The following is a 15,677-nucleotide window of genomic DNA, read 5'->3' as shown; positions in this document are numbered from 1 at the left end:
CCCGCCGCGGTCCCGGACACCGGCGCCACCTCGCCGGTGGGCCCGATTGGCACGGAGGTCACCGCGGGTGCGGCAGACTGCATGGGTGGACATCTCGGCACGAGTCGACTACGCGGTCCGCGCGATGCTCATCCTCGCCGAGTCGGACGCGGAGGGCTCGGGCCCGATCAGCATCGACAGCCTCTCGACCCGGCAGGAGCTGCCGCGCAAGTTCCTCGAGGCGATCTTCGCCGACCTGCGCCGCGGGAACCTCGTCCTGAGCCGTCGCGGTGCCCGCGGCGGCTACGTGCTCGGGCGGCCGCGTGGGGAGATCAGCGTCGCCGACATCTTCCGCGCCGTCGACGGTCCGCTCGCCGAGGTGCGCGGACTGCGACCGCACGAGACGGAGTACCAAGGTGTCGCCACCCACCTGCCGAGCCTCTGGGTGGCCGTCCGTGCGAGCCTGCGCGAGGTGCTCGACGACACCTCCCTCGAGGACCTCCGCACCGGCGACCTACCGGACCGGGTGCGTCAGCTGCTCACCGCCCCCGACGCCTGGCAGAACCGCTGACGTCCGACCGTCAGCGCTCTGCCGTCACTGTTCGGCAGTCAGTGCTCCGCCGTCATCGTGCCGGACGTCAGCCCCCAGCCGTCAGCGTTGGGGGCCTGCACGTGCGCGGGCCGTGGCAGGCGCGGGCCACAGTCGCGCCCGGACAGTGACGCGCAGCTCGACGTCTGCCCCCATCGACGAACACGACTGTGTCGCTGCACCGTTAGCGCGAACCACCTGGTGCGCCACCGCACACGCCTGAGCCGCGTCCGCACCGTCCTGCATCGCCGATGCGGCGGCCAGGGAGCCGAGGTCGGCGGCCACCCGAGCCCGGTGGCTGGCGACCACCACGGACGCCACCACGAGACCGCCCATGGTGAGGACCAGCACCACGGCCACGACCGACAGCGCGAGGACGCTCGCCGCGCCACGCTCGCCCTGGGGACGTGTCGGCCCGACCCGCCCGATCGGCACGGTCGTCATGACGGCGACTCGACGGGTGTCACGGCTGAGGCGCTGAGCTCCCAGCCGGGCAGCAGCCCCCAGCCGCCGGTGCGGGCCGAGACGACGACCCGGACTCCCCCACCGACGCCGGAGACCTGCACGCGAGCGCCCGTGGGCGCCGTCTCGACGGCGAGGTCACGGACCCGCGCCGGGTCGTCGCCACGGGCCGCCGCTCGTGCGGCGACCCGGGCAGCGTCGACGCACCGGATCTGGTCGACGGCTGCGTTGACCGCGACGAGACAGATGCCGAGCAGGAGCACGACCGACGGGATGGCGACGGCGAGCTCCGCCGTCACCATCCCGCGCTCCCGACCCGGTGCGGGTCGAGGGCGACGCGACCTCACCCCGCGATCCCCAGGGCGCTCTGGACGATGCCGGCCAGGGCTCCGCGCACCGCGTCGGACTTGACGACTCCGAGCAGCACGAGCGCGAAGGTRCAGGCCGCCATGATGCCGACGGCGTACTCCGCCGTCGTCATCCCGCGGTCGCGGCGTCCGGAGGTCATCCGGCGACGCGTGAGCCGTCGAATCAGCTGATGGGTCATGGGTTCTCCTCTCCTCGCCCGGGCAGGGTGCCCGGGACGCTGTGTCCCCTGGTGGAGGGATGCTCGGGTGCCACGTCAGGCAGCGAGCAGGTCACCCGCGAGGGCGATGACGAGCGGCGCCACCGTGGTCAGGCAGAACGCCGGGAGCAGCACGAGACCGAGCGGGGCGACGAGGCGGACGCCGACCTTGGCCGCCGAGACCTCGAGGCGTTCGAGCTCAGCGGAGTGCAGGTCGTCCGAGGCAGCGAGCAACATCGCTCCGGGCGGCACGCCCGCCTGGTGGGCGATGGCCACCGCGCGTGCGGCCGGCGACCACGTGGGGCCGACGGAGGCCCAGGCATCGGCCTCGGTCGCTCCCCACCTCAGGGCAGCCGCGACCTGCCGCAGGTCCGTGGACGCGCGCCCGCTCAGCCCGGTGGCCACCGCCTCGAGCACGTCCCACGTGGGCAGGCCCGACCGGTACGCCAGGGCGAGCAGAGCGAGGGCAGAGGACACCTCGGCGTCGGTGGCCCGCCTCCCGTCGTCCTTCGTGCTGCCGGACGGGGCCGGCACTGCGCCACCGCGGTTCGCGGCTGGGGAGCGGTCCGTAGAGCCGATGCCGTAGGTCGAACCGGTCGGGTGGGTCGAAGCGGTCGGGCGGGTTGCCTTGGTCGAACCGGTCGGATCCGTCGAGCGGGTCGGGTCTGTCGGACTTGACCCGACGGCGATGCTCGGCGTCTCGTGGCCGGCGCCGACGACCGGGTGACCGCGACCGCCGAGCAGGACGAGCACGGCCCCGGCAGCGAGGCCGGCTGCCATGACTCCGAGAAGACGCCCGCCGAGGACCACGTCGGTGAGGGCCACGGCTTCGGCGATCGCCTCGACGACGCCAGGATCGGCGGCAGGAGCAACGACGAGTGCGCTCATGGCCGCACCGCCCGACGGACCATTCGGGAGCACCAGACCCGCCCGACCCAGACGAGAAGAACCCCCGCCACGACGGACACCGTCGCGATCGGAGACCCGAGGTAGAGCGTCGCCGGGTCGATGCCGCAGGCCAGCCCGAAGAGCGGGCCCGTCAGCGGCAGGAGGGTCAGGACGGTGACCGTGGCCCGGGGCCCGGCCACGGCGACCGCGACCTTGCCCCGACGGGTGCGAGCGTCGAGGAGCCCACCCACCGCGCGGTCKACCGCGGAGGCGAGCGGGGCGCCGGTGGTCTCGGACAGGCGCCAGGCAGCCGCGACGAGTGCCAGCTCAGCGGATGCGCTGCGGGCCGCCCATTCGGCCCAGACCGGCGAGGTCGGCTCGGCGCGGTGGCTCGCGTCGAGAAGGCTGCCGATGAGCCGGTCGATGTCGGCGGCCGGCCGGTCATCGCCGCGTGCGGTGCCGCCGGACGACCACGGTCGGCGGGGAGCCGAGAGGGAGGCCGCGTGCCGGTTGCTGCGCGCGCGGGACCGTTGGTCCTGTCGGGCCTGGGCCTGTCGGGCCAGCTGGACCCGCTCGGCACCGAGCGTCGAGGTGGCCGCGAGCTCGATGGCGCGGCTCGGCGTCAGGCCCGCCCCGAGGGCCGGACCGATGCCGCGCAGCAGGTCGAGGACGTCGTCGACGAGCGCTCCCGGCCGTCGGCGAAGTCGCCAGCGCCGGTAGAGGTCGACCGGGTCCTGCTGCCACAGGCTTGCTCCACCATGGCCGGCTGCGAACCCGTCGGCTGCCGAGCCGAGTACGGCGTGCCGCCCGGGCCCACCACCGGGCCCGCCGGCCAAGCCCCCGGAGAGCCCAGCGCCCGCCTCACCTCCTGGAGACTCACCTCCCCAGAGGTCGACCGCGGTCGCCCGAGCGGACACCCCGCTCGGCCACAGGAGCACGGCCAGACCGAGCAGGAGCGCGGCCAGCGCCCCGACGGCACCGGCGTTCACGACGCCTCCGCGGCCGAGGCCGGGATCGGTGGCGCGGCCGGGACCGTGGGCCGCGAGACCGGGTCCGGCGGCGGGGTCGAGGTCAGAGCCGGGGGCGTCCTCACGGTCGGGCGAACGGGCTCCGCCTCCAGCCCGAGCCGGCCGGAGAGCGCCGGCCACGCCGGACCGCACCGGGGCTCGTGACCGGGTCCGTCCCACTCGAGCGCGGGCACGATGCAGGGGTTGCCGTCGCGACGGAAGAGCGCCGCCACCGAGGCGACGCGCCGCCCTCCGCGGTCGCGCATCACGTGCACGACGACGTCGATGGCAGCCGCCAGCTGGGCCCGGACCGCATCGGGCGCCAGGCCCGCCAGGGCACCGAGCGCCTCGAACCGGGCCACGACGTCGGCCGGGGCGTTGGCGTGGACCGTGCCGCACCCGCCCTCGTGGCCGGTGTTGAGCGCGGCCAGCAGCTCCCGCACCTCGGCCCCACGGACCTCGCCGACGACGATCCGGTCGGGGCGCATGCGCAGCGCCTGCCGCACAAGCGTCGTCAACGTGACCTCGCCGGCGCCCTCGACGTTGGCTGGTCGGGCCTCGAGCCGGACGAGGTGAGGGTGGTCGACCGTCAGCTCGCGCACGTCCTCGACGACGAGCAGCCGCTCCACCGGGTCGCTGCAGCCGAGGAGTGCCGCCAGAAGGGTGGTCTTGCCGGCTCCCGTGCCGCCCGAGACGACGAACGCGAGCCGCCGGGCGACCACGGCGCGCAGCACGGGCTCCCACTCCGGGGGCATCATCGCGCGACCGCAGAGCTCGGTGAGGGACACCGGATCCGCGGGCGGCACCCGGATCGTGATGTGCGGGCCACCGTCGACGAGCGGCGGCAGCATCGCGTGGAGCCGAGCGCCGGACGGGAGCTGCCCGTCGACCCACGGACTGGCCTCGTCGAAACCAAGGTTTGGACATATATCGCTTCGATGCGGCTGTTGACACATCCGTGATGTGCTCCCCGGGCGTCCCAAGCGCGATGCAGACCAGACACCCGCCGATCGTCGCCGTCTCCAAATCAACCCGGGGGCGCTCCGCGTCTTCGTCGCGGCAAACGACGGGCTGGCAGCGCGAGGGGCGGTTATCGGAAATTAGCCATTCGGACAGCCATTTCGCGGTCCTGCTGAGAGGCTAGATATGGCGCCCGGGCTCTCGGACCGCCGGATGGGCACGGGGGTTAGGCTGTGTCGCAGTTGGAGGTTCTGGACTTCGCGGGTCCGACGCGGTGGCGGTGGCGGTTGTCGGATGACGCAGGGGTGTTCCTATCTGACCACACGGTGGATGTGGACCGCTCAGCGTGGCAGTTCGAGGCGTTCACGGATCTGCAGTGGTATCTGCGGTCCCATGCGGCGCCCGACCGGCGGCTGGCCTCGGAGGCGGAACTCGTCGCGCAGGTAGGCGACTGGGTGACCGACAACTTGTTCGGTCCAGTGGCGGTCGCCTTGGCGGCGCGTCCGGGGCCGGTGCGTCTGATGGTTCCCGCCGGTGCCGCGTCCGGTGACGCGACCGCCGGCCAGGATGGCGGGGCCGGGCTGTTGGCGTTTCTGCCGTGGGAGCTGGCCCGGGTGGGGGGTCGGAAACTGGCCGCGCAGCGGGTGACCTTCGTGACCGACCTGTTCCCGGACCGGCCGGTGCGGGCCAAACGGGCGGTGGGCGCCCGGCTGCGGATGCTGGGGGTGTTCAGCCTGCCCGAGGACGCCGGGGCGTTGAACCTGCGCCGGGAGCGGTACGCGCTGGCACGTCTGGTGCATCAGATCGCCACAGCGAACAACCGGGCGGTGGAGCTGAAGGTGCTGCAGTACGGGGCGACCAGGGACCGGCTGGAGGATGCGCTGCTGGAGGAGGCCGGGTGGGACATCGTGCACCTGTCCGGGCACGGGCTGCCGGACGGGCTGCTGCTGGAAACCGACACGGGCAAGCGCGACCTGGTGAGCAGCCGCGACCTGGTCGACCTGTTGGACGCAACCGCGGATCAGCTGAAGCTGATCACGCTGGCGTCGTGCGAGTCGGCGGCGGTGACCGCGAACGAGCACCTGCGGCTGCTCGGCCTCCGCGACCGCGACAACGACAGCGGGGGTGCTGCCGCGCCGGCGTCGGATGCAGCTCACGCCGGTAGGGACATGACCGGTGGGGGCACAGACTGTTCCACGATCGGTCAGACCAGCGTCCGCCCTGCCCGGGCCGGTACCGGTACTGCAGGGCTGCCGGTGGTGGCTGCGGCGTTGGTGGACCGGCTGGACTGCGCGGTGCTCGCGATGCGGTTCTCGGTGGTGGACGACTTCGCGATCGACCTGACCGGGCAGTTCTTCTCGATGGTCGTCGGCAAGGGCCAGCCGGTCGCGCGGGCGCTGGGGCTGGCGCTACCCCGGGCACTGCCTGCCGCCGGCGGGGTCACCACCGGCGCACCGGCGCTGTCAGTGGGGACGCCGACCCTGTTCGGGCGCCGGGCGCTGGAACTAAAGCTGTCCGCCCCCGAGGGTGTGCCGCTCGTGTTCGATGCGGAGCGCATCAAGCTGGCCGTGTTCCCGGACCAGCCGGAGCGGTTCGTCGGCCGGGTCGGGCCGATGACCCGGGCCAGCACCGCGCTCGCGCCACAGTCCGGGAAGATCGGGGTGTTGTTTCATGGAATGGCCGGCGCCGGGAAGACTGCCTGCGCGCTCGAGTTGAGTTACACCCACCAGGACTCGTTCCAGCGGCTGATCTGGTACCAAGGCCCCCTCGGGGAGACCGACGTGGCAGCAGCGTTCACCGGCCTCGCACTCGACCTAGAACGTCAGATCCCGGGCCTGGCGATGGTCCACCTGGTAACCAGCCCGGAGCAGCTGGCCGCGTTCCTGCCGACGCTGACCCAGTTCCTTGAGCAGACGCGGGTGTTGCTGGTGCTGGACAACCTCGAGCACCTGCTCACCGGCGACGGGCAGTGGCGCGACCCGCGCTGGGAACAGTTCGTCACCGCCGTGACCAGCCACACCGGAGGCTCGCGCGTTGTCATGACGAGCCGGACCCGACCGCAGATCTCGGCCACCGGCTTGGTGGTCGAGCCGGTCCACGCGCTGTCGCTGGCCGAGTCGGTGCTGCTGGCCCGGGAGTGGCCGCACCTGCGCGCGCTGCTCGACACCGCCACCCCCGACGCCGGCAGCGGCACCCGAGCGCTCTCCGGGTCGGAGGCGTCGGCGCTGCTGGCGCGCACCCTGACGGTGTTGCAGGGACACCCCAAGCTGATCGAGCTGGCCGACGGTCAGGCCGCCGACCCGACCACGCTGGCCGCCCGGCTCGACGAGGCCGACCGGGCCTGGCTGACCACCGGCACCCGACTCGAGACGTTTCTGCACACCGGGGAGCCGACCGCCACCGACACCGACTACCTGACCGTGCTGGCGGGCTGGACCCGCGCCACCACCGCGGACCTGCCCGAGCCGGCCGCGGCCCTACTCACCCTGCTCGCGTGCCTGCAGGAGGATGACCGCACCCCGTCCGTCCTCGAAGACGTGTGGCCGGTCGTCTGGTCCGCGCTCGGCCAGTCCGGCGAGACCCCACCCCTCGAACAGGCGCTGGCGCCGCTGCTAGAGCAGGCCCTGGTCAACATCGACACCACGACCAGCCATACCAGCGCGGGCGACGCCACACCGACCTTCACCGGCGGTGGCGGCGGTGAAGGTGCGGCCGAGGACCGCCCGATCACTTACCGGGTCCACCCCGGGGTCGCCGAAGCGGTCCGGGCCGCCACACCCCCGGACGCCACCGCCGCCCTCGAGGAGCTCGCCGCCGACTTCTGGCAGGTTGTCCTCGCCCGATTCCTAAAGCTCGCGCAGGTCCTGGAGGTCGCCCGGGCTGCGCACGGCGAGGGCGAGGGCCTCGGCCGGATGGTGCTGACCACCGCGCGCTCAGCCATGCCGTACCTCTCCCGCCGGCACCGCTGGGGCGACCTCGACAATGTCGCTCAGCAAGTCCTAGGCCGGGACCGCTCCCCGCAGACTGCAGCCGCCCTCTTACCCCTCCTCCGGGCGGCCGCCGATGCCACCAAAGGCACTGACGCCGAGCTGTCCCTGGGGCGGACCCACGCGCGGTTGCTCGCGCTGATGCGGCCGGCGGAGGCCCAACCGTTGCTGCGTACGCTGCTCGAGACCGCCGCCACTCGCGAGGACCATGGCATGGCCTCGGCCATCGCCGGCGACCTGGTCATCCTGTACCGGGATGCCGGGCACCTCGAGGAGGCGCTTGCACTCGTCGAGACCAAGAAGGAGCACACCCGGCGAGCCGGCTACGGGCCGTGGAGCCAGCTCCTCGACGAGGGCATGCGGCTTATGCTCCTTCAAGCCCTTGGAGGCAGCGAGGAAGTCTTCAAGGAGGTCAGCCGACTCCGCACGCGGATGGTCGAACTGCCCCCCGAGGGCGACCCCGACGGCGCGGTCTTCCCGTTCGGCGTCCGCGAGAACTTGCTGAGCATCGGCCGGAGCGCTGCCGCAAACCTGGGGCGCTGGCAGGACGCCCTGAACCTCAACGCCGAGAAGCTCGCGTCCCTGCGGAGTCGTGGTGCACCCGAGCTGGAGATCGTCTCGTCGGCGGTCAACGACTACCAAGCGCTCTTGTGGCTTGGGCGTTTCACGCAGGCCCGCAACCTACTGTTGTGGTGCCGCGAGGTAGCCGACGCCAACAACGATATGGCTGTCCTGGGTATTACGATCGCTGCCCTCTCGCAGGTGGAGGACCAGCTCGGGCACCTCGACGCCGCTGTGCGGCTCGCGACGGACGCGCTGCGCCTGAGTTATGCCATACAAGACCCGAGCGCCGTGGCTGACAGCCACAACATCCTCGCCGGCTACCTCGAGGACACCGGCGAGCCGATCGCGCTACCGTGGGCACACCTACTGGCCGGGGCGATCATCATGTACCAGGCCGGCGATGGGAGCCTCGATCAGCACCTGCGCGCTCTGGCCCAGCTCATGTCCGGCGCCGACCCGGAGACGGTCCCGGCGACGTTCGCCGACGTGTGCCAGATCGTGGATCAGGTGCCCGGCGTGCACCTGGCCGACCTGCTCGGGCGGCTGCCGGCCCGCGCCGCCGACCCGGACACAGCGATGGGTGAGGTGCTCGCCGCCGCCCGTGCTCTGCCACCGGACCAGGGTGCCGCGGATTACTTGAGCCGGTGGAGACCGGTCGTATCCGCGGTCGTCGCCTCAACAGGCGGGAACCCCGACGCTGCCACCGTCATGGACGCCGCGCTCGACTCATGGGCCGAGTCTCCCTACTGGCGCCCCCTGACCGCGGCACTGCGCCTCGTGGCCGCCGGGAACCGCGACGCCGACACCCTCACTGGCGATCTGGACGAGGCCGAGGCCGCCATTCTGACCCGCACCCTGGCCGCCCTCGACGGCACCCAACCCGTCGACCCTGACGCTTGGCGCACCCTCACGCACCTGGGCGCGCTTGGCGAGGGCGAAGGCGCCAACGAGATTGAGGTCGCTCTGGGCGTCGGACTCGCCGCCGCCGCCGCCCTCGGGGACACCGACGCCGCGGCCAAGCTCACCCCCATGCTCGATCTGATGACCGAAGACCCTCACCAAGCACCCCTTTCGTCAGCCGTGCGCCGGGTCCTGGCCGGGGAACGCGACGTCGGCCCCCTGACTCTGGAACTTGACGAGAGTTCTGCGGCCGTGGTCGTAGCGGTGCTCGACCAGATCGCCACTGCAAGCGAGACACTCTCCAGCGGCACGGACGCCACCTGTACGGACGAGAACGACTGAGGAGGGCTGTCATGGAGCGTGCCGTGGTGTTGGTGGGGGTCTCGAGGACCGGCGGTGGTCTACCGGTGCTGCAGGCGGTCGATGCGGGGGTGAACCTGATGGCGGGGTGGGCGCGGGGGCAGGGAATCCCGGACGAGTTGGTCATCCGGATCACCGACACGGTCGGGCCGGTGCACGTCAAGGCAATCTCGTCCGCAGTGCGCGACCTGGTGGACCTGGCCAGTCTGGAACAGCTGATCGTGTACTTCAGCGGCCACGGGGTCAACGTCGGCTACAACGAGTACTGGCTGCTGTCGGACGCGCCGGACGACGCCTCCGAGGCGGTTAACGTGCGCGGGAGCGCGGACCTGGCGGAGTACTGCGGGATCCCGCATGTGGTGCTGATCTCCGACGCGTGCCGGACACCCGCGGCCGGCATCGTGGGCCAGGCGGTCACCGGGACCCCGATCTTCCCGAACCGTGGCGGCGGGTCGGACGAGGCAGCGGTTGACCGGTTCTATGCGTGCACACTCGGACGGCCCGCCCTCGAGGTGGGAGTCGGCGGGCCGCAGACCCCCGTGACGTACATGGCGGTCTACACGCAGACGCTGGTCGATGCGCTGCAGGGCAGCGCCCCGGACGTCCTTCAGCCGGGGGAGGACCCCGGACAGGGCCGGGTCTGGCCGGCGCCGTTGAAGACGTACCTCAAAACCGCGGTGCCCGCACGACTTCGCGAGCTGAGGGTGCCTTGGACAACCTGGCAGATCCCGGAGACTCGGGTCAGCGCCGACGGGACGTGGCTCTCACAGCTGGCACTTGCCAGCCTCCCACCGGCCGCACGCTCCGTGGACGTGGCCGACCTCCCCATGCCCGTCGACGTGTATAGCGAGCAGGTCCTGGATGCGGTGCTGACGCCTGGCCGAAGCAGACCTCCAAGCGTCAGCGACGTTCTCGAGAATGATCGAGCGGTCGACCCGGCGGTGGCGGTCTTCGAGCGAGACGTCCTGCGCGGGGAGCAGCCGCCGGTCCGCGATCATTTCGAGACGGCGTGCGGGTTCACCGTCGAGGGCAGGAGAGTTGTCGATGCGTGGGCACCGCGCAACGCGACCGAACTCTTGCCCGGGGGGCAGTTCGTCCGGGTGCACCAGGAGCGGGGGGGCGCGTGCAACGTGTTGCTCGAGTTCGACAACGGCAGCGTGGCGATGTTGCCCGCGATCGGGGAGTTCATCGGCGGCCTGCTGTTCGATGAGGACGAGCTCGTGGACGTGTCCTACGAGCCTGCCTTGTACACGTCGTTGCGGCCCGCGTACGAGGATCGCTTGAGGGACCTGAGGCGGCTGCGGTCGGTCATCGCCGCCGCAACCCGTCAGGGTGTATTCCACCTTGAGGACGAGGAGTCCGCGGGCGCGCTGGCGCGCCAGATGCAGGTCCAGAAGAGTCTCGACCCTTCGCTGGCCCTGTACGCGACCTACGCTTACCACGACCTGAGCCGCAGGCGGCCCCGTCTGGACGAGATGCGTCGAGTCCTGAGTCGCGAACTGGGGGTGGTCTGGTACGACCTTGCGATGCTCACTTCCGGCAGGGGATCCTCACTCGATGACGAACCCAACGCCGCGATCTTGACCAGCCCCATGTACCCGGCCCTGTCACAGGGTTGGGCGCTGGCCCGCGCACGTCAGGCAGGCGACCAAGAGCTCTTGGCCCGGCTGTCGCCACACCTCATGTCCTCGCCGTGGAGCATCTTCGCCGCCACGGCACGCCAGCACCTGCGCAGCGCCATGACCGATTTGGAGGACCGATGACCCGTGAGCTCGTCCTGATTCATGGACGCTCCCAACAGGACAAGGACCCCGCCGCCCTCAAGACCGAGTGGCTCGAAGCACTGAACCGGGGTCTCCCGAACGGTCGGGAACTGCCGACCAGCCCAGAGTCGGTGCGTTTTCCCTACTACGGCGACACCCTCGACCAGATGTCCCGAGGCGTGACCGACGGGACCGCCGCCGCGGTCGTCATCAAGGGCACCGAAGACGATACCGACGAGCAGAACTTCCTTGCCGACGTTCTAGATGAGGCCCGCCAGGCGGTCGGAATCACCGACCAGCAGATCCAGGAGGCTGCAGCCGGGGTTCCACGACGCGACGGCGCCGACTCACTCCGGGCGACCGGGCCGGTTACGGTCGAGAAGGGCGTCCGGCCGACGGCGTGGATGCACGCGGTGCTGCAGGTGCTCGACGAGCACGTGCCCGGCGCAGGCGCCGCCACCCTCGCTCTAGTCACCCGCGACGTCTACCAGTACCTGCGCAACCCCGGCATCCGCGACGTCATCGACAGCGGCGTCCGCCAAGCCCTCACCCCGGGCGTCGAGACCATCGTTGTGGGGCACTCCCTAGGCAGCGTGGTCGCCTACAACATCCTGCGCAAGGAAGCCGCTACCCAAGGGTGGCAGGTGCCCTTACTGGTCACCGTGGGCTGCCCGCTGGGCGTCAAGGCCATCAGGACGGCTCTCGCGCCTGTGAGCCGGCCGCCCGTCGCGGACTGGTTCAACGCCGCAGACCCTCGCGACGTCGTCGCCCTGTGGCCACTCTCACCGCCTCGTGTCAATGTGACGCCGGCAGTGCGTAACAAAATCGACGTCGACAACCACACCGATAACAGGCACGGTATCAGCGGCTACTTGGACGACCCAGACGTCGCTAAGACCATCTACGACGCACTCACCGCATCAGACTGACCACTGTGGAGCGCAGCCGGACGAGGCCTTCTCGCGTCACCCGGCTGCGCTCGTGGACAAGCGGAACGGGGACGCGTGTTCCCGGGTGCGACGGCTCGTCCAAACCTAGCCGCATACATACATCTTCCGGATGTCACAGCCCAGCTGACACCAATTCCCTTGCGTAACTTAGCAATTGGTCGGGAACCTCCGTTCGGAGTGGGCTTCGAGCAGTAAGATGTGAGGGACAGCGAGAACATCTCGAACCGAGCGTTGCTGGCAGTAGGGCCGGATGCACACCTCCCGTGAAGGGACGCATCCCCTTGTCAGAACTCTCCAACAGCACGAACCTCCTCTCCGTCGCCGCCGTCGCTGACCAGCTCGGATGCAACGAGAACTCCGTACGCAACTGGGTCCGCCGCGGGTACGTCCGGGCCTACGTTGTCCCCGGCCAGCGCGGCGTGAGGCTCGACCTCGACGAAGTCTGCAGCTCGCTAGCGGCGCTGCCGCTGACGCGGGTCAGGGCGGGGTTGCTCGCCTTCGGCCCCGACGCCCAAATCGCCATCCTCGACCCCGACCGCGCCGACGACATCGAGGCCCGGTGATGGGCGAGCAGCCGAGGGCGGTCGCGTCCCCGATCGCGCCCCCCTTGTATGTCCTGAGCGACGACCAGGTCGAGAGGGCCGTTGCCCTCCTGACACTGGCCCGGCGTTCACGCCGTGCGAAGGAGGAGCGCGACGGTCATCCCGGGGCTGAGGTCGACGGTGGTGACCCGCTATGACTGGCGCCGCCGACGACCGCACCTGCGCTCCCACAGTCGCACGGACCGCCGACGTCGCCGATGAACCGACGGACATCATGGGACTGACGCCGGCCGAATTCCTGATCTGGTGTGATGGCTACGAGGCTGGGTTGCGCCACGGGATCGAGCGCGGTCGCGGGCTGGCCGACGACGATGCCGCTCGTCGTCATCACCGAGCATTCACCCTTGTGCAGACCATGGCGCGGATCCCTGAGCGTGACGCCGCGGCCGACCGCGCTGTGGCCGCCCGACGCGAGGCCCGATGGTCCACGTGAGGCGAATTGACTACGCCATCGCCACAAGCGACTGGCGAAACACTCTGATGCGCAATCCGATTCGTCAAGGGCTCATGGATCAAGAAGCCGCCGCCTCCTGGTCCGCGGTGAACCGCGGGTGGTTCGTCGATGACGAACGGATGCCCGGCGTACGAGCCGAGCTCGAGCATGCCCGTTACAGCGTGCGAGGCGCGAACTGATGACCGCGAGGAGCGCAACCGGCCCGACCGAAGGCACGGCTTGGGGAGCGGTAGTCGACACGGTCGGCAGCGGCGACGACACGTCGGTCCCGCTGCCCCGACCCCACAACGAGCCCCTCTACGGACGGGACTACGCCGACGTGGAAGTTCCCGAGCCGGAAGGCCCGACCATGTCCCTCGCGAACGCGCACGCCGTCTTCACGCGCTGGCTCGGGGCGGACTACGACCTCGACGCCATCGACGCTGTCCTTGCTGCTGCTGCGGTCGAGCGACTCGACGGTGACCCCCTCTGGCTGCTCATCGTGTCCGGCTCGGGGAACGCGAAGACGGAGACGGTTCAGGCACTCGCCGGGATCGGCGCACACGTCACATCGACGGTCTCCTCGCCCGGTGCGCTGCTGTCCGCCACGAGCCAGAAGGAGCGCGCCAAGGACGCGACAGGTGGGCTGCTGCGGCAGATCGGTGACCGTGGGGTCCTCGTCATCAAGGACGTCACGTCGATCCTGTCGATGAATCGAGAAATGCGTGGTGAGGTCCTCGCGGCGTTCAGGGAGGTCTATGACGGGCGCTGGACACGCAACGTCGGAACCGACGGGGGCAGGGCTATGGACTGGGCGGGCCGGATCGTCGTTGTTGGCGCGGTGACGACGGCGTGGGACTCGGCGCACTCCGTGATTGCGCAGATGGGTGACCGGTTCGTGCTGCTGCGGATCGACTCCCACTTGGGTCGGGAGTCCGCTGCGAGACGGACGCTCGGCAACACCGGCTCCGAGGTGCAGATGCGCGACGAATTGGCTGCGGCGATCGCGGGGGTGATTGCGGGGATCGGCACGACCCCGGTGAGGACGACAACAGACGAGGATGACCGCCTGATCGCTGCGGCCGATCTGGTGACGTTGGCTCGTACCGCCGTCGACTTCGACTACCGGGGCCACGTGGTCGACGCGATGGCCCCTGAGATGCCGACCCGGTTCGTCAGGCAGTTACAGCAGCTCATACGTGGCGGGGTTGCAATCGGGATGGAACGCACGGACGCGCTGCGGCTGGCGATCCGGTGCGCTCGGGACTCGATGCCGCCGCTGCGGCTGCTCATCGTGGACGACGTGGCGGCGCACCCAGGTGCCACGACGGCAGAGGTGCGGAAGCGTGTTGACAAGCCGCGAGCCACGGTCGACCGACAGTTGCAGGCGCTCCACATGCTCGGGGTGCTGACCTGCGTCGAGCAAGAGATCATGCATGGGGGCAGCCCAGGGACCCTGTGGAGCTACCGATTGGCCGACGGAATCGACCCGGCCGCGCTCAGAGTCAGTGCCAGAAATGTCAGTACCCACCACCGCGCACATGCGCGTGACGCGTGCGCGCACCTGACGGCTTCACCTACTGACATTTCTGGCACTGACATCCGAGGACTCAACAGGGCAGACGCCCCCACATCGGCTCGCTACGGGCGCTTGAGCCCCGATCTCTCCCAAACGGCTTCCACGAGATCGGGAGCAACCATGACTAACGCAAGGGCGGCCGAGCAGTGAGCGCCCTCGAGGTCGCCCGGTTCGTCGACGCACGCTGCCTCGTCAACGAGCTTCTGTGGGAGCCCGCCGGAGACGCGTGGGCATCTTGGTTCTCGTGGGCTGAGGCCAAAGGCGTCCCAACCGGCACCGCGACGCAGCTCGGGTTGGCACTCAGAGGGCTTGGCTTCCCAGTCGCTCGTGGACACCGCGGGATTCGACGATGCGCAGGGCTCGCGATCACCCCGGCCGGGCCTGCGTCGCCCGAACCCAAGCACCCCGAGCGGAAGCGTGCTTCACCTGACCCGAAGCCTCTCCCTGAGACGCCGCCGACTGCCTGCCCGGACTGCGGGTCGCGGCATTCGGGGCCAGGCAGGCCCACGGGTGCCGTGCTTGCCGTGCAGGTTGCGTGCCATCGCGAAGGGCCGCCGCGTGCCCGCACCTCGGGTGTGGTCCCAGTGAGCACCGCGAAGTCGGGTCAGACCGCCGCACAGACCATGGGGGATATCCGTACACCCGCCAGCGCTGCAAGGACCGCACAGGCGAGTTGCAGCACCAAGAAGCGCCCTCCGGAGGAATCATGACCGAGCCATGCCCGCACTGCGGGAGCGTCGCCACTCACGGCGAGCGCATCGGCTGCTGCTCCGGCTGCGGCCAGCTCTTCGCGTCGATGAGCGCCTTCGACGCGCATCGGAAGGGCCTCCGATGTTGCGATACGGCAACTGTGGGCCTTGTCGCCAAGTCACCCAGGAGCGACCCTGCAGCGACGATGTGGGCACTGCCCGGGAGTTGGAACCGCGTTAAGGGCAACGGTTGTCGACGACGCTTGAAAACGAGGCCATAGCGACGGTCGAAAACGAGGCCACCCAGACAGATTGGTTGGGTGATCTCAGTGGAGGATTGGGCTCTGATCCGGCGGCTGGTCGCGGACGGTGTTCCGCAGCGCCAGGTAGCGAAGGATCT

At 70.5% G+C, this 15,677-nt stretch carries 13 protein-coding genes; 7 read left to right on the top strand and 6 right to left on the bottom strand.

The genetic code is table 11. The features are described 5' to 3' along the window. Positions 1-85 precede the first annotated feature (85 nt). Positions 86-550 carry an RrF2 family transcriptional regulator gene (locus tag AB4Y83_RS12090; protein WP_442297030.1) on the top strand — a complete coding sequence of 155 codons (465 nt, stop codon included), beginning with the start codon at positions 86-88 and terminating at the stop codon, positions 548-550. Positions 551-631: 81 nt separating this feature from the next. Here the strand turns inward: AB4Y83_RS12090 and AB4Y83_RS12085 are convergent, their stop codons facing one another. The 6 genes from AB4Y83_RS12085 to AB4Y83_RS12060 form a co-directional block, all read right to left on the bottom strand. Beyond that, the gene (locus AB4Y83_RS12085; protein WP_442297029.1) at positions 632-1,012 is read right to left on the bottom strand and encodes an Rv3654c family TadE-like protein; all 381 of its coding nucleotides are present in this window, start codon (positions 1,010-1,012) and stop codon (positions 632-634) included. After that, positions 1,009-1,332, bottom strand: a complete 324-nt coding sequence (locus tag AB4Y83_RS12080) for a TadE family type IV pilus minor pilin (RefSeq protein ID WP_442275803.1) — start codon at positions 1,330-1,332, stop codon at positions 1,009-1,011. The genes AB4Y83_RS12085 and AB4Y83_RS12080 overlap by 4 nt, the downstream gene beginning before the upstream one ends. Before the next feature lie 41 nt (positions 1,333-1,373). Then, positions 1,374-1,577 (bottom strand): DUF4244 domain-containing protein, encoded by a 204-nt coding sequence (locus AB4Y83_RS12075; RefSeq protein ID WP_442275802.1) that lies wholly within the window; start codon positions 1,575-1,577, stop codon positions 1,374-1,376. A gap of 75 nt (positions 1,578-1,652) precedes the next feature. Then, positions 1,653-2,483 carry a type II secretion system F family protein gene (locus AB4Y83_RS12070; RefSeq protein ID WP_442297028.1) on the bottom strand — a complete coding sequence of 277 codons (831 nt, stop codon included), beginning with the start codon at positions 2,481-2,483 and terminating at the stop codon, positions 1,653-1,655. Then, positions 2,480-3,472, bottom strand: a complete 993-nt coding sequence (locus AB4Y83_RS12065; RefSeq protein ID WP_442297027.1) for a type II secretion system F family protein — start codon at positions 3,470-3,472, stop codon at positions 2,480-2,482. Before AB4Y83_RS12065 ends, AB4Y83_RS12070 begins: the two co-directional genes overlap by 4 nt. Further along, positions 3,469-4,446 (bottom strand): CpaF family protein, encoded by a 978-nt coding sequence (locus AB4Y83_RS12060; protein WP_442297026.1) that lies wholly within the window; start codon positions 4,444-4,446, stop codon positions 3,469-3,471. The genes AB4Y83_RS12065 and AB4Y83_RS12060 overlap by 4 nt, the downstream gene beginning before the upstream one ends. Before the next feature lie 237 nt (positions 4,447-4,683). Here AB4Y83_RS12060 and AB4Y83_RS12055 point away from each other — a divergent pair, with 237 nt between their 5' ends. The 6 genes from AB4Y83_RS12055 to AB4Y83_RS12030 all read left to right on the top strand — a co-directional run bounded on the left by AB4Y83_RS12055 (position 4,684) and on the right by AB4Y83_RS12030 (position 14,738). Continuing rightward, positions 4,684-9,243 (top strand): hypothetical protein, encoded by a 4,560-nt coding sequence (locus AB4Y83_RS12055; RefSeq protein WP_442297025.1) that lies wholly within the window; start codon positions 4,684-4,686, stop codon positions 9,241-9,243. Positions 9,244-9,254: 11 nt separating this feature from the next. Then, the gene (locus tag AB4Y83_RS12050; RefSeq protein ID WP_442297024.1) at positions 9,255-11,024 is read left to right on the top strand and encodes a caspase family protein; all 1,770 of its coding nucleotides are present in this window, start codon (positions 9,255-9,257) and stop codon (positions 11,022-11,024) included. Further along, a complete protein-coding gene (locus tag AB4Y83_RS12045; RefSeq protein WP_442297023.1) occupies positions 11,021-11,953 on the top strand; it encodes a hypothetical protein in 933 nt (310 codons plus the stop codon). The genes AB4Y83_RS12050 and AB4Y83_RS12045 overlap by 4 nt, the downstream gene beginning before the upstream one ends. Before the next feature lie 284 nt (positions 11,954-12,237). Beyond that, entirely contained in the window at positions 12,238-12,537 is a 300-nt protein-coding gene (locus tag AB4Y83_RS12040; RefSeq protein WP_442297022.1) for a hypothetical protein, read from the top strand. Between the two features lie 172 nt (positions 12,538-12,709). Next, positions 12,710-13,009, top strand: a complete 300-nt coding sequence (locus tag AB4Y83_RS12035; RefSeq protein ID WP_442297021.1) for a hypothetical protein — start codon at positions 12,710-12,712, stop codon at positions 13,007-13,009. A 199-nt stretch (positions 13,010-13,208) separates the two neighbouring features. Further along, positions 13,209-14,738, top strand: a complete 1,530-nt coding sequence (locus tag AB4Y83_RS12030; protein WP_442297020.1) for a hypothetical protein — start codon at positions 13,209-13,211, stop codon at positions 14,736-14,738. Positions 14,739-15,677: the final 939 nt, after the last annotated feature.

The sequence above is a fragment of the Terrabacter sp. RAF57 genome (assembly GCF_052113925.1).
In the GTDB taxonomy this organism is placed as follows: Bacteria; Actinomycetota; Actinomycetes; order Actinomycetales; family Dermatophilaceae; genus Terrabacter.
The sequence above is the reverse complement of the archived record's forward strand: the minus strand, read 5'-3'. Positions and strand labels throughout refer to the sequence as shown.

What these genes read in the sequence shown, in the direction of transcription:
- AB4Y83_RS12085 (WP_442297029.1), bottom strand. Translation starts at nt 1,012, where the DNA reads ATGACGACCGTGCCGATCGGGCGGGTCGGGCCGACACGTCCCCAGGGC.
- AB4Y83_RS12080 (WP_442275803.1), bottom strand. Translation starts at nt 1,332, where the DNA reads ATGGTGACGGCGGAGCTCGCCGTCGCCATCCCGTCGGTCGTGCTCCTG.
- AB4Y83_RS12070 (WP_442297028.1), bottom strand. Translation starts at nt 2,483, where the DNA reads ATGAGCGCACTCGTCGTTGCTCCTGCCGCCGATCCTGGCGTCGTCGAG.
- AB4Y83_RS12060 (WP_442297026.1), bottom strand. Translation starts at nt 4,446, where the DNA reads ATGTGTCAACAGCCGCATCGAAGCGATATATGTCCAAACCTTGGTTTC.
- AB4Y83_RS12050 (WP_442297024.1), top strand. Translation starts at nt 9,255, where the DNA reads ATGGAGCGTGCCGTGGTGTTGGTGGGGGTCTCGAGGACCGGCGGTGGT.
- AB4Y83_RS12045 (WP_442297023.1), top strand. Translation starts at nt 11,021, where the DNA reads ATGACCCGTGAGCTCGTCCTGATTCATGGACGCTCCCAACAGGACAAG.
- AB4Y83_RS12035 (WP_442297021.1), top strand. Translation starts at nt 12,710, where the DNA reads ATGACTGGCGCCGCCGACGACCGCACCTGCGCTCCCACAGTCGCACGG.
- AB4Y83_RS12030 (WP_442297020.1), top strand. Translation starts at nt 13,209, where the DNA reads ATGACCGCGAGGAGCGCAACCGGCCCGACCGAAGGCACGGCTTGGGGA.